Raw genomic sequence first — 14,019 nt, 5'->3', positions numbered from 1 at the left:
AATTTATGGCAGAAGCGAAAACAATGCGATTAAATAAGGTTTTACGTGAGTTCAATATCTCGTTAGACAGGGCCGTGGAGTATCTTAACTCCAAGGGTTACGAGATTGATGCACGTCCTACTACCAAAATCTCAGGAGAGATCTATGAGGTGCTTTCTGATGAGTTCCAGACCGACAAGAGTAAGAAGGTAGCTTCTAAAGAAGTTGGTGAGGAAAAGAAGAAAGAAAAGGAAGAGCTGCGCAAGGAGATCGAAGAAAAGCGTAAAGCTGACGAGGAGAAGAAAGAAAAAGAGGAGTCGATCTCAAGCCGGGCAAAACTGGAAGGTCCAAAGACTGTTGGTAAAATAGATCTGGACAAGACTTCTGGTGAAAAGTCTAAAAAAGAAGAAGCCCCTAAAGAACAAACCAAGGAAACTCCTGCTGAAGAACCTGTCAAAAAAGCTGAAGCTCCGAAGGAAACCGAAAAGCCTGCTGCCAGGGCTGAGGAAAAGCCGAAGGCTGAAGAGGTGAAAGCACCTGAAGCTAAAAAGCCTGAAGCTAAAAAGGAGGAGCCTAAGAAAGAGGAGGAAAAGGAAGAAGCTAAAGAAGAATCCAGTACTATTGAGACCAAGTACACTAAGTTAAGCGGTCCTAATTTTACCGGAGAAAAGATCGATCTTTCTCAATTCAAGAAGCCTGTCAAGAAGAAGGATGAGAAGAAGGAAGATGATAAGAAAGATAAGGATAAGCGCAAGAAACGCCGTCGCCGCATCAGTAAGGATGTAAAAGGTGGTGGTGGAAACCAGCGCGGAGGAAATAAAGGAGGCAAGCGAAGAGGTAAGCCAATTACCAAGGAAGAGCCTACCGAAGAAGAAGTACAAAAGCAGGTACGTGAAACCCTTGAAAAACTTCAGGGTAAATCCAGTAAAGGTAAGGGTGCCAAGTACCGTAGAGAGAAAAGGGATCAACACCGTCAAAGATCGGAGCAGGATCTTGCACAGCAGGAATCGGATGAAAAGATCTTAAAGGTGACCGAATTCGTTACCGTAAGTGAGGTAGCGACCATGATGGATGTTTCGGTAACCCAGGTGATTTCGGCATGTATGTCTCTTGGAATGATGGTGACCATGAACCAGAGGCTGGATGCGGAAACTCTAAGCATTGTTGCTGAAGAGTTTGGTTATGAAGTTGAATTCACTACTGCAGATGTTGAAGAGACCGTTGAGGAAGTAGAGGAAGATCCTGAAAACCTTGAAACAAGAGCTCCTATTGTTACCGTAATGGGTCACGTAGACCACGGTAAGACCTCGCTTCTGGATTACATTCGTAAGGAAAACGTGATCGCTGGTGAGTCTGGAGGTATTACCCAGCATATAGGTGCTTACGGAGTGAAGCTTGATAATGGACAAAAAATTGCATTCCTGGATACACCGGGTCACGAAGCCTTTACGGCGATGCGTGCTCGTGGTGCACAGGTAACCGATATCGCGATCATCGTGATCGCTGCAGATGATGATGTGATGCCTCAAACTAAAGAGGCGATCTCTCACGCCCAGGCGGCGGGAGTGCCTATCATTTTCGCGATCAACAAATCTGATCTTCCAACCGCGAATCCGGAAAAGATCAAGGAAAAACTTGCCCAAATGGATCTTCTTGTAGAAGACTGGGGAGGTAAGATCCAATCACATGATATTTCTGCTAAAACAGGATTGGGTGTGAAAGAACTACTTGAAAAAGTACTTCTGGAGGCTGAGATCCTGGAGCTGCAGGCGAACCCGAATAAACTGGCTAAAGGTACTGTTGTAGAAGCCTTCCTTGATAAAGGACGTGGTTATGTTGCAACGATACTTGTTCAGGGTGGAACCCTTAAAGTGGGTGACTATGTACTTGCAGGTCGCCATAGTGGTAAGGTGAAAGCCATGCACGATGAGCGAGGTAAGGAAGTTAAAGAAGCTGGTCCATCTACGCCGGTATCCATTCTTGGGCTTAACGGAGCGCCGCAGGCAGGTGATACCTTCAAGGTGATGGAAGACGAGCGTGAAGCCAAGGAGATCGCTGCTAGACGTACTCAGCTACAACGAGAGCAGAATGTAAGAACTCAGCGTCATATTACCCTTGACGAGATTGGAAGACGTATCGCACTTGGTGACTTTAAGGAGCTTAACATTATCCTTAAAGGTGATGTGGATGGTTCGGTTGAAGCGCTTACCGATAGTTTCCAGAAACTTTCTACTGAAGAGATCCAGGTTAATATCATACATAAAGGAGTGGGTGCGATCACCGAAAGTGATGTGTTGCTGGCTTCAGCTTCAGATGCGATCATTATCGGATTTAATGTTAGGCCGCAGGGTAATGCCAGGACGGTTGCTGATAAGGAAGAGATCGATATCAGAACCTATTCAATCATCTACGATGCGATCAACGATCTTAAGGACGCGATGGAAGGAATGCTTTCACCAGAACTTAAGGAAGAGATCACCGGTACTGCAGAGATCAGGGAAACCTTTAAGATCTCGAAGATCGGAACCATTGCAGGTTGTATGGTAACTTCCGGAACTATTTACAGAAGCGCGGGTGTACGATTGATCCGTGACGGAGTGGTGGTTTATACCGGAGAGCTTGCTTCGCTGAAACGTTTCAAAGACGATGTCAAAGAAGTTAAAAAAGGTTACGACTGCGGTATGCAGATCAAGAACTACAACGATATTAGAGAGGGAGATGTGATCGAAGCCTTTAGAGAGGTGGAGGTTAAGAAAACCCTGAAATAAGATCGAATTGATATAACTAAAAAGCGGCTGTGAAAACAGCCGCTTTTTTTATTTAAGAACCTCAGTGGTTGCGGTGGACTTCTAATTTTGAACAAAACCTCACAGGTTTTCCAAAACCTGTGAGGTTTAAACTCAATTAGGTCTTAAGAATTTAAGTTTCTAACCTGCGAGGTTTAATTATTTCTATCTATAGAAGATCTTATGAAGTTGATCTTAGGGTGTTAATAGGACTCTACTACTATTCTGTCCATATCCATGCTTCGACTTGTGGTTTCAGCAGCTTCCTGAGAAATGGCATGAATGTACAATTGAGCTTCCCTGATGAAACAAAAAAAACCTCACAGGTTTCCAAAACCTGTGAGGTTTAAACTCCAATTATGAACTTAAGATTTTAAATTTCTAACCTGTGAGGTTTAAAAATATATAAGAAATAGACTATTTACGTTTCGGTTTCGGGATAAAGGCAGCTGGAAAGTTCTCCTTTACCTTCAGCAAGGCTCTGTCTGCTTCCAGCCTATTCCTGAAATTTCCAACCCATACCTTATAATTGGGTGCTTCATAAGTGATCTGAGAAGGATAAGAGTATAATTCCCTGTATTTCTGGATCACTTCGTTCGCTTCACCGTTATCTCCATAAAATAATTGGATCACGTAGCGGTCCCGGATCTGGTTGTTCTTGTTGAGTTCGGTTTTTACCTGTATTAATTTTTCCAGTTTTTCACTTTGCTGTATATTCACGCTAGCTTGTTGAGCATGTGAATTTTCCATCGAAAAAAATCCGATGATGCCGAAAAATAGCAGGTGTGAAAATTTCAGTTTTATCATGTTTTTCAGGTTTTTGACAAATGTAAAATTAAATAACTTAAACAGGTTGCATTTTATTATTTAGAACAGATATAAATTAGGACTTAACATAGTTGTAACATTCCTAAAATCGTCTGTATGTATTACTTTTGTGCACGAATTTAAAGGTACCTTTTTAGGTTTTTCGCGCTAAATAATTGAGTGTAAAAACCGTACCAAAGTTTAGACGTTAATCGAACTTACAATATGAAAAAGGTGAATTTCCGCCATTCAACTTCGCGAAAACTACTATTTAGTGTAGCATTTCTTTTTACATTTTCATTCTTTGGTCTGGCTCAGAATGATGCCGCTCAGGACACTACAGCTACCGAACAGGCTGCTTCTGGTGGTGATGCTGCACAGGCAGCGGCTGGTTCAGATCTTGGAGATCCTGCAGCAGGTAAGGAACTGTTCAATTCTTTATGTGCAGCCTGTCATAAACCTTACTCAAATTCCATTGGTCCGGCCCTTCACGGGGTGACCGATAGAAGAGACAGGGATTGGCTGAATTCATGGATCAAGAATTCTGCTGCGTTGATCGCAAGTGGAGATGAGCAGGCTAATGCTATCTATAATGAGTGGAATCAAACGGCTATGCCGGCTTTCCCTCAGTTGAGCGATTCAGATATTGGTGATATCCTTGCCTATGTTGAGCAACCAAAACCGGAGGCTCCCGCAGCTACGGCAGGTGCCGAAGCTGGTGCTGAAGGAACAGGCGGCGGAGGTGTGTCGGTAAATATCATCCTTGGAATCCTGGTTTTTGTTCTTGCAGCTCTAATGCTGGTATTGTTCCTGGTGAACAAAACCTTAAGGAATTTTGCAGATGCTTCTGGGATCGTGATCCCGGAAAAGCCAAAAACAAAACCGATCTACAAGGCTTTTGTAGAGAACCAGTTCCTGGTGCTTGTGTCTTCAGTGATCGTTCTTCTGGCTGTTGGTTATTTCGCTTACGGTTGGATGATGCAGGTTGGTGTTGATAAAGGTTATCAGCCAATTCAGCCAATTCATTACTCACACAGGATTCACGCCGGTGATAACCAGATCGAGTGTAAATACTGTCACTCTTCGGCAAGAACTTCCAAGCATTCAGGGATCCCTTCTTTGAATGTGTGTATGAACTGTCATAAATCAATCGCGGAAGTTGCTCCGGAAACGGCTACCGAAGAATACTCAAAAGAATTTTACGATAAGGAGATCGCCAAGCTTTACGATGCTGTGGGCTGGGATCCTGCAACCAGAACGTATTCTGGTGAAGAGAAGCCTGTGAAGTGGGTTCGTATTCATAACCTTCCAGATCTTGCATACTTCAACCACTCGCAACACGTGAGTGTGGCAGGGATCCAGTGTCAGGAATGTCACGGACCGATTGAAGAAATGGAGATCGTTTATCAAAATGCTCCTCTAACCATGGGATGGTGTATTAACTGTCACCGTGAAACCAATGTCAGGATCGAGGGGAATGAGTACTACGAAAAGATCCACGAAGAATTATCTAAAAAATACGGTGTAGAAGAGCTTACTGCTGCCCAGATGGGTGGAATTGAATGTGGTAAGTGTCACTACTAAATCCTGGAATTCAGGTTTAATTTAAGAAGCTAATATCTAGATATAATATGTCATCAAACAAGAAATACTGGAAAAGTGTTGAAGAGCTAAATGAAAACAGCTCTGTTGTTGAGACGCTCCAACAAAAAGAATTTGCCGAGGAGATCCCGGTAGATGAATTTCTTGGGGATAAATCTTCGCTGGAGTCTTCCAAGACTTCAAGGAGAGATTTCCTTAAGTACGTTGGATTCAGTACAGCAGCGGCATCACTGGCTGCCTGCGAAGGGCCTGTGACCAAGTCTATTCCTTATGTAGTGCAACCAGAAAGGATCGTTCCCGGGGTTGCCAATTACTACGCTTCTACCATTGCAGATGGTTTTGATTTTGCAAGCGTTTTGGTAAAGACTCGTGAGGGCCGTCCTATTAAAATTGAAAATAACGATCTATCGAAGTTTAAAGCTGGTGTGAATGCCAGGGTTCATGCTTCGGTACTTTCTTTATACGATACAAAAAGGGTGAAACGCCCTATGATCGAAGGAAGAAATGTTTCCTGGGAAGAATTTGACCGTGAAGTGGGTTCTGCCTTGCAGAATGCTAACGGGGACATTGTTCTTCTTACTCAAACATTTGCCAGTCCTTCGACCTCAAAGTTGATTCAGGAGTTTTCTCAGAAATTCGGAAACGTACGCCACGTGGTGTATGATACCGTTTCTGAAGATGCTGCTTTGAACGCGTTCCAATCTAAATATGGAAGACGAGCGCTTCCTAATTTCGACTTCTCTAAAGCAGAAGTGATCGTAGGGGTAGGTGCAGATTTCCTTGCTGACTGGTATGGTGGTGGATTTGATGCCGGCTATGCGAAGACAAGAATTCCTGAAAATGGAAAAATGTCTCGTCACATCCAGTTCGAATCTAATATGAGTCTTACCGGTGCGAATGCCGATAAGCGTGTACCTTCTACTCCGTCTCAGCAAAAGGCGGTACTTAAAGCTCTCAAGGCGTATGTTAGCGGAACTTCATCTACCAGTGATCTTCCAGCTAATGTTGATGATGCGGTTGTAAAGGCTGCAAGTCAGTTAAGAAAAGCCGGAAGTGCGGGGGTTGTTGCCTGTGGTCTGCCAGATGAGCAGGCTCAAACCTGGGCGATGGAGATCAACGAGGCTCTTGGTAGTCGCGTGATGGATGCTTCCAACGCAAGGGTTATTCGCCAGGGTAACGCTTCTGAAGTTGCCAAACTTGTACAGGATATGAATAACGGAAGCGTTGGTGCGCTTCTAATCGCCGGATTGAACCCGGTACATACTTTACCGAATTCAAAAGAATTCGTTGAAGGTCTTGCCAATGTGGAGACCGTAGTAGACTTTACTACAAGAACCGATGAGACCTCAAAACTTGCAAAATACGTAGCTGCTACTCCGCATTACCTGGAGAGCTGGGGGGATATTCAGTTTTCTGAACAATCTTTCAGCCTTATGCAACCTACTATCAGACCTTTGTTCGATACTCGACAGTTCCAGGATACTTTATTGAAGTGGTCTGGTAACTCAATGTCTTACTATGAGTATATCAAGGACACCTGGTCTGCAGGGCTTGGTGACAGGAACTGGGGAGAAGTGCTTCATGATGGTGTGTTCCAGGCTAATTCACCTGTGACTGTAGCTTCTGGAGCTACTACTTCTAACAGGAGTTATAATATCGATGATCAGGCCGGAGATGGTTTTGAATTGATGTTGTATACCAACACCGCTTTAGGTGACGGGCAGCAGGCAAACAACCCATGGCTTCAGGAAATGCCAGACCCAATCACTCGTGCGTCATGGGATAACTACGTGACCATGTCTAAAGCCGATGCAAAAGCATTGGGTGTAATGAATGAGAACGTAGCCAATGGAGCACTTAACGGAAGTTATGTAAATGTAAGCATCGGTGACACGGTGGTGAACAATGTTCCTGTGATCATTCAGCCAGGACAGGCAAAGGGATCGGTTGGTCTTGCGCTTGGATATGGAAGAAAAGAAGGAATTCAGGACGAAATGCAAACCGGTGTAAATGCATACCCGCTTTACAAGGATTTTAGTTCTGTTCAGAAAGTAAAAATAGAAAAAGCTCCAGGCGTGCATGAATTCGCCTGTGTGCAGTTGCATAATACCTTAATGGGTAGAGGTGATATCATCAAGGAAACCACACTTGAGATCTTTAATACGAAAGATGCTCATGTTTGGAATAAAGTTCCTGAGGTGTCCCTTAACCATATAGAAACCCCGGTTACTTCTCCTGAAGTTGATATCTGGGATAGTTTTGACAGGTCTACAGGACCTCACTTTAACCTGAGTATAGATCTTAACGCCTGTACCGGTTGTGGAGCCTGTGTGATCGCCTGTCATTCTGAAAATAACGTCCCTGTTGTAGGTAAGGACGAGGTGAGAAAATCGAGAGATATGCACTGGTTGCGTATCGACCGTTATTATTCTTCTGAAGATACCTTTACAGATGACCTTGAGAAAAAGGAAAATATCGGTGGTCTTGGAAGCTCACTTTCCGAATTTGGAGAGCTTGAAGAGCCGGCCGATAATCCACAGGTTGTGTTCCAGCCAGTAATGTGTCAGCACTGTAACCACGCTCCATGTGAGACCGTATGTCCGGTTGCTGCTACTTCTCACGGAAGACAGGGACAAAACCAGATGATCTATAACAGATGTGTGGGTACAAGATACTGTGCGAACAACTGCCCGTATAAAGTGCGTCGTTTCAACTGGTTCTCTTATGCGAAGAACGATGAGTTCGATTACCATATGAACAATGACCTTGGAAGAATGGTATTGAATCCTGATGTGACTGTACGTGCAAGAGGGGTTATGGAAAAATGCTCCATGTGTATTCAGAAGACTCAAAAGACTATTCTTGATGCCAAGCGTGAAGGAAGAACCATTAAGGATGGAGAATTCCACACTGCCTGTTCAGCGGCCTGTGATAAGGGAGCGATGGTCTTTGGAGATGTGAACAACGAGGGCGCAAAAATTCTTGAAAAGAAAAATGATGACAGGATGTATCATCTGCTTGAGTATGTAGGTACAAAACCAAACGTGATGTACCAGACTAAAGTGAGAAATACAACCGAAGTTTAATAATAACGAATAACTAAGAATCAATCAGATAAGGATATGTCTCATTACGAAGCACCTATACGAAAGCCTCTAGTTACCGGGAATAAGACCTACCACGATGTGACCGTGGATGTGGCTGCTCCGGTAGAAGGAAGGGCAAACAAAGCTTGGTGGATAGTTTTTGGTATCTCCCTAGTTGCCTTTTTATGGGGTGTAGGATGTATAGTTTATACTATTTCCACGGGTATTGGAACCTGGGGATTAAATAAGACCGTAGGTTGGGCCTGGGATATCACCAACTTTGTATGGTGGGTAGGTATTGGTCACGCCGGTACGCTTATTTCGGCGGTACTCTTATTGTTCCGTCAAAAATGGAGAATGGCGATCAACAGGTCTGCAGAGGCGATGACAATTTTCTCTGTAATGCAGGCAGGTCTTTTCCCGTTAATTCACATGGGACGTCCATGGCTGGCTTACTGGGTACTTCCAATCCCAAACCAGTTTGGATCTCTTTGGGTGAACTTTAACTCGCCGCTTTTATGGGACGTATTTGCGATCTCTACATACCTTTCTGTATCACTGGTATTCTGGTGGACTGGATTGTTGCCAGATTTCGCGATGATCCGTGACAGGGCGATCACGCCTTTCACAAAAAGAGTTTACGGAATACTTTCATTTGGATGGAGTGGGCGTGCCAAGGACTGGCAACGTTTTGAAGAGGTGTCTTTGGTACTTGCAGGTTTGGCAACGCCACTGGTACTTTCGGTACACACCATCGTATCCTTTGACTTCGCAACTTCGGTAATTCCGGGATGGCATACCACCATTTTCCCTCCTTACTTCGTTGCGGGTGCGATCTTCTCTGGATTTGCCATGGTAAACACCCTGCTTATCATCATGAGAAAGGTTTCAAACCTTGAAGACTATATTACTATTCAGCATATCGAATTGATGAACATCGTGATCATGATCACCGGTTCTATCGTAGGTACTGCTTATATCACCGAGTTGGTTATCGCATGGTATTCTGGAGTGGAGTACGAACAGTACGCATTCCTTAACAGGGCTACCGGTCCTTATGCATGGGCTTACTGGGCGATGATGACCTGTAACGTGTTCTCTCCACAGTTCATGTGGTTCAAGAAACTACGTACCAGCATCATGTTCTCTTTCTTTATCTCGATTGTGGTAAACATCGGGATGTGGTTCGAGCGTTTCGTAATTATCGTGACTTCGCTTCACCGTGATTACCTTCCGTCTTCATGGACCATGTTCTCACCAACATTTGTAGATATCGGGATCTTTATCGGTACCATTGGATTCTTCTTTGTATTGTTCCTTCTTTATGCCCGCTCGTTCCCGGTGATCGCACAGGCAGAGGTCAAGACCATTCTTAAATCTTCGGGAGAGAAATACAAGAAGTTAAGAGCTGAAAAAGGTGATGATGCACTTCATTATGATCCGAAAGCAGTAGGAAGAAATCCGAAGCAGAATGTTGCTACTGGTATTGATAAGAAAATCGAGGATACCGAGCATACCAAGCGAAAGGAAGATGATCATCCTCATGAGGATACCGTGAATATAGACGGATTGGTTGTGTCTGAAGTAATGAAAGATCGCATTGATGAAATGCTTTCAAGAATTGGAACTTATGATCCGGCTACCCAGGAGGCAGATGATCTTACCAGGCTTAAGAATATTGGCCCGCTATTGCAGCAGCGTCTACACCAGGTTGGAATCTATTTGTTCGACCAGGTTAGCAAACTAACAGAAAAAGACTTTGAATTGCTTGATGAAGTAATCGAGAACTTCCCTATCGAGGAGAACAGGGAAGGTTGGGTTGCCCAGGCAAACAAACTAAAAAATAAATAATCAGGATGGCATCTAAAGTATTACACGCTATTTACAGAGATGACGATCTGCTTATGCAAGCCGTAAAGCAGATCCGTGAAGCACGCTATCATATTGGTGAGATCTATTGTCCATTTCCGGTTCACGGGCTGGATAAAGCCATGGGGCTTGCTCCAACCAGGCTGGCCATCACCTCGTTCCTTTACGGGTTAGTGGGCTTAAGTGTTGCCATCGCGATGATGAATTTTATTATGATAGAAGACTGGCCGCAGGATATTGGAGGAAAGCCTAGTTTCAGCTTTTTGCAAAACATGCCTGCTTTTGTGCCAATCATGTTCGAATTAACGGTATTCTTTGCAGCTCACCTGATGGTGATCACCTTCTATATGAGAAGTAAATTGTGGCCATTTAAGAAAGCTGAGAATCCTGATGTTAGAACTACGGACGATGTCTTCCTAATGGAGGTAGATGTTGCCGGTCATAATGTAGATGACCTTACCAATTTCCTTTATGAAACTGGTGCGTCTGAAATTAAATTAATAGATAATAAATAGTGATAATGAGAAGTTTGTTCCATAAAACTATAGCATTGTTCCTTCTGGGATCTGTAGTGGTATCCTGCCAGGATAAGGACGATCCTAATTACCAGTATATGCCAGATATGTATGAGTCTGTAGGTTACGAAACCTATGGCGAATACGAGGTGTTCGAGAATGGTCAGGAGGCGAAACTTCCTGTTGAGGAGAGCGTACCTAGAGGCTGGTTGCCATACGAATACCAGGATAACACTCAGAGTGCGGCTGAAGCTAAGGAAAATCTTAAAAACCCGCTTCTTTATACCGATGATAATTTGGCTGAAGGAAAGCAACTTTACACTATTTATTGCGCGGTTTGTCACGGTGATAAAGGGGATGGTAAAGGAATCCTTGTAGAACGTGAGAAGATACTTGGTGTTCCGTCTTATGACGATGCAGGTAGAGCGATCACTGAAGGTAGTGTATACCACGTGATGTATTATGGGCTTAACAATATGGGATCTTATGCCTCTCAAACCTCTATCGAGGAGCGCTGGCAGATCACTCATTACGTAATGTCTCTTAAAGATCAGTTAGAAGGTAATCCGGAAAGGGAAACTGTTGATGCTGGTTCTCAAACCAACCAGGAGCGACTATTGCCTTCAAGAGCCGATGTGAACCTGTATGATGATGCTGATGATGTGGAGGATTCTGAAGATACGAATACAGACAACCAAACCGAAATCAACTAGTAAAGATTAGATCTATCAATATGTATACGCTATCCAGTAAAATAAAATTAACAGCGATCATCTTCATGATCGTTGGCGCAATAGGTCTCATTTATGGATTCATTGCTGCACCGGAAACCGTAGAAGATGTAAAGGAGATGATGGCTTCTGAACATCATGGTGAAGGGCATGCAGATGAAAGCACAACCAATATCAATGTAGAACAATTACCGGGGAATGAAGTAGAGGTAGAGAACATTGAAGGTTACGAAAGTGAAGTGGCTGAAGGGGAACATGGCGAAGCTCATGGCGCTGAAGCTTCTCACGAAGATGAACATTACGAGCATGTGCTGCATCAGTTACAAAATAAACCATGGGCTGCACTTTACGTGGCTGCCTTCTTTTTCTTTATGATCTCCCTGGGTGTACTGGCGTTCTACGCGATTCAGTACGCTGCTCAGGCAGGTTGGTCACCAGTACTTTTCAGAGTGATGGAAGCCATTACAGCTTACCTGTTACCTGGTGGACTAATCGTTTTTGTGATCCTTGCATTATCAGGATTGCACCTGAACCACCTGTTTATCTGGATGGATCCGGAAGTGGTGGCTCACGATGAGATCATTCAGAATAAAACAGCTTACCTAAACGTACCTTTCTTCCTGATAAGAGCGGCTATCTACCTTGGAGGATGGGTGTTGTTCAGACATTTATTAAGAAAGAACTCTATCAAGATGGACGACGCTACCGATAACTCCATCTTTAAGAAGAACTTTAAACTGGCTGCAGGATTCCTGGTATTCTTTATCGTGACCGAATCGATGATGTCCTGGGACTGGATCATGAGTTTGGATCCACACTGGTTTAGTACTTTATTTGGATGGTTCGTTTTTGCCAGCTTGTTCGTGTCTGGTATTACAACTATCGCACTTATGACCATATACCTGAAATCAAGAGGATATCTTGAATTCGTGAACGACAGTCATATCCATGACCTGGCTAAGTTCATGTTCGGAATCAGTATTTTCTGGACTTATCTATGGTTCTCTCAGTTCATGTTGATCTGGTACTCGAATATTCCTGAAGAGGTGGTTTACTTTATCACAAGAATGGAAGATTATCCAATCCTTTTCTGGGGAATGATCGTAACCAACTTTATATTCCCTGTTCTTCTATTGATGAACAGCGACTATAAAAGAGTTAACTGGTTCGTGGTGATGACGGGAATCGTAATTCTAACCGGGCATTATTTGAACGTTTATGTACTGGTTATGCCAGCTACAGTTGGAGAATCCTGGTTTATAGGGATTCCAGAGATCAGTGGTGTCTTATTGTTTGGAGGGTTGTTCCTTTTTGTAGTGTTCAACTCGCTTACCAAAGCTCCGTTGCTTGTTAAGGGAAATCCTTTTATAAAGGAAAGTAAGCATTACCACTATTAATTGAGATTGATTATTTAAAGAAGATTATATAAAATGACCGTATTTTTAGTAATAATAGTATTGGCACTTCTTGCCGTAACGGGATGGCAGATATCTAAGATCTTTCAGTTATCTCGAAGACCGGATGAAGATACTTCCCAGGTTGCGAATGATAAGGATAATAAGTTGCATGGTTTTTTGATGCTAGCCTTCGTTATTTTCCTTTATGCGATCACTATTTTCTGCTTCTGGGAATATGGAAGATTCTATCTTCCGGAAGCTGCTTCTGAGCATGGTTCAGAATATGATACGCTGATGTTCGTTTCCATTGCGCTTATCATGTTCGTACAGATTATCACTCAGGGACTGCTTCATTATTTTGCGTTTAAATATAAAGGAGAGAAAGGTAAAAAAGCACTTTTCTATGCCGATAATGATAAACTGGAATTTATCTGGACCATTATTCCAGTGATCACGCTTGCTGGTTTGATCATCTATGGACTTTTCACCTGGAGTGATATTATGAATGTAGACATCGAAGAAGATCCAATGATAGTTGAGATCTACGCTTACCAGTTCGCCTGGAGAGCCAGGTACGCCGGGGATGATAATACACTTGGTAAAGCCAACGTTCGTTTTATCGAAGGTGTGAACCAGTTGGGTGTAGATGAATCAGATTCTTATGGTGATGACGATAAGATCGTAACCGAATTACACTTACCCGTAGATAGACCGGTACTGTTCAAGTTCCGTTCTCAGGATGTACTTCATTCAGCTTACTTCCCGTTTTTCAGGGCGCAGATGAACGTAGTGCCAGGAATGATCACCCAGTTTGGATTTACTCCAACCATTACATCTGAAGAAATGCGCCAGAGTGAATATATGGTAGACAAGGTGAAGAGTGTGAATGCCGAAAGAAGAGAGCGAAATGAAGCGCTTAGAGCTGAAGGAGAGCCTACCCTGGATGAGTATGAATTTGAATATTTCCTACTTTGTAACAAAATCTGCGGACAGGCTCACTATAATATGCAGATGAAGATCGTTGTAGAGAGCGAAGAAGATTTTAATGCCTGGTTAGATGAGCAGCAAACATTTGGAGCTTTAATGGCCAGCCAGAGCGAGAATGTAGACCGTCCTGAAGATACTGCGGGAGATGGAGATAGTGATACTCCGGCAGAAACCAGAGAGGATATGGAAGAGGATGAAAATACCGAGGAGCCACAGGAAAGTGAAGCGGTGGCTGTAGTAGAAAAAAATAATTAAGCTAA

9 protein-coding genes are annotated in these 14,019 nt (G+C 43.4%); 8 read left to right on the top strand and 1 reads right to left on the bottom strand.

Annotated elements, in window-relative coordinates; all coding sequences use genetic code 11:
- Nucleotides 1-5 precede the first annotated feature (5 nt).
- Complete coding sequence (gene infB / locus MKO06_RS02120) at nucleotides 6-2,747, top strand: translation initiation factor IF-2 (protein ID WP_241550690.1); 2,742 nt, start codon at nucleotides 6-8, stop codon at nucleotides 2,745-2,747.
- Between the two features lie 435 nt (nucleotides 2,748-3,182).
- Here the strand turns inward: infB and MKO06_RS02115 are convergent, their stop codons facing one another.
- Complete coding sequence (locus MKO06_RS02115; protein ID WP_241550689.1) at nucleotides 3,183-3,572, bottom strand: SPOR domain-containing protein; 390 nt, start codon at nucleotides 3,570-3,572, stop codon at nucleotides 3,183-3,185.
- Between the two features lie 225 nt (nucleotides 3,573-3,797).
- Here MKO06_RS02115 and MKO06_RS02110 point away from each other — a divergent pair, with 225 nt between their 5' ends.
- From MKO06_RS02110 to MKO06_RS02080, 7 genes are read left to right on the top strand one after another with little or no spacing between them, the layout of a single operon-like run.
- Complete coding sequence (locus tag MKO06_RS02110) at nucleotides 3,798-5,156, top strand: c-type cytochrome (RefSeq protein ID WP_241550688.1); 1,359 nt, start codon at nucleotides 3,798-3,800, stop codon at nucleotides 5,154-5,156.
- A 47-nt stretch (nucleotides 5,157-5,203) separates the two neighbouring features.
- Complete coding sequence (locus MKO06_RS02105; protein ID WP_241550687.1) at nucleotides 5,204-8,260, top strand: TAT-variant-translocated molybdopterin oxidoreductase; 3,057 nt, start codon at nucleotides 5,204-5,206, stop codon at nucleotides 8,258-8,260.
- 36 nt (nucleotides 8,261-8,296) lie between these two features.
- Nucleotides 8,297-10,111 (top strand): NrfD/PsrC family molybdoenzyme membrane anchor subunit, encoded by a 1,815-nt coding sequence (gene nrfD, locus MKO06_RS02100; RefSeq protein WP_241550686.1) that lies wholly within the window; start codon nucleotides 8,297-8,299, stop codon nucleotides 10,109-10,111.
- A gap of 5 nt (nucleotides 10,112-10,116) precedes the next feature.
- Complete coding sequence (locus MKO06_RS02095) at nucleotides 10,117-10,644, top strand: DUF3341 domain-containing protein (RefSeq protein ID WP_241550685.1); 528 nt, start codon at nucleotides 10,117-10,119, stop codon at nucleotides 10,642-10,644.
- Nucleotides 10,645-10,649: 5 nt separating this feature from the next.
- Nucleotides 10,650-11,357, top strand: a complete 708-nt coding sequence (locus MKO06_RS02090; protein WP_241550684.1) for a c-type cytochrome — start codon at nucleotides 10,650-10,652, stop codon at nucleotides 11,355-11,357.
- A 20-nt stretch (nucleotides 11,358-11,377) separates the two neighbouring features.
- Nucleotides 11,378-12,772, top strand: coding sequence for a quinol:cytochrome C oxidoreductase (locus MKO06_RS02085; RefSeq protein WP_241550683.1), 1,395 nt, complete (start codon nucleotides 11,378-11,380; stop codon nucleotides 12,770-12,772).
- Between the two features lie 33 nt (nucleotides 12,773-12,805).
- The gene (locus MKO06_RS02080; protein ID WP_241550682.1) at nucleotides 12,806-14,014 is read left to right on the top strand and encodes a cytochrome c oxidase subunit II; all 1,209 of its coding nucleotides are present in this window, start codon (nucleotides 12,806-12,808) and stop codon (nucleotides 14,012-14,014) included.
- The last annotated feature ends 5 nt before the right edge of the window (nucleotides 14,015-14,019 follow it).

This window comes from Christiangramia oceanisediminis (genome assembly GCF_022570735.2).
Taxonomy (GTDB): domain Bacteria; phylum Bacteroidota; class Bacteroidia; order Flavobacteriales; family Flavobacteriaceae; genus Christiangramia; species Christiangramia oceanisediminis.
This window is presented reverse-complemented; position numbering and strand designations above follow the sequence as displayed.

Bases quoted from the DNA above. Each gene is read 5' to 3' on its own strand.
- MKO06_RS02110 (WP_241550688.1), top strand. From the start codon at position 3,798: ATGAAAAAGGTGAATTTCCGCCATTCAACTTCGCGAAAACTACTATTT.
- MKO06_RS02090 (WP_241550684.1), top strand. From the start codon at position 10,650: ATGAGAAGTTTGTTCCATAAAACTATAGCATTGTTCCTTCTGGGATCT.
- MKO06_RS02105 (WP_241550687.1), top strand. From the start codon at position 5,204: ATGTCATCAAACAAGAAATACTGGAAAAGTGTTGAAGAGCTAAATGAA.
- infB (WP_241550690.1), top strand. From the start codon at position 6: ATGGCAGAAGCGAAAACAATGCGATTAAATAAGGTTTTACGTGAGTTC.
- nrfD (WP_241550686.1), top strand. From the start codon at position 8,297: ATGTCTCATTACGAAGCACCTATACGAAAGCCTCTAGTTACCGGGAAT.
- MKO06_RS02080 (WP_241550682.1), top strand. From the start codon at position 12,806: ATGACCGTATTTTTAGTAATAATAGTATTGGCACTTCTTGCCGTAACG.
- MKO06_RS02095 (WP_241550685.1), top strand. From the start codon at position 10,117: ATGGCATCTAAAGTATTACACGCTATTTACAGAGATGACGATCTGCTT.
- MKO06_RS02085 (WP_241550683.1), top strand. From the start codon at position 11,378: ATGTATACGCTATCCAGTAAAATAAAATTAACAGCGATCATCTTCATG.
- MKO06_RS02115 (WP_241550689.1), bottom strand. From the start codon at position 3,572: ATGATAAAACTGAAATTTTCACACCTGCTATTTTTCGGCATCATCGGA.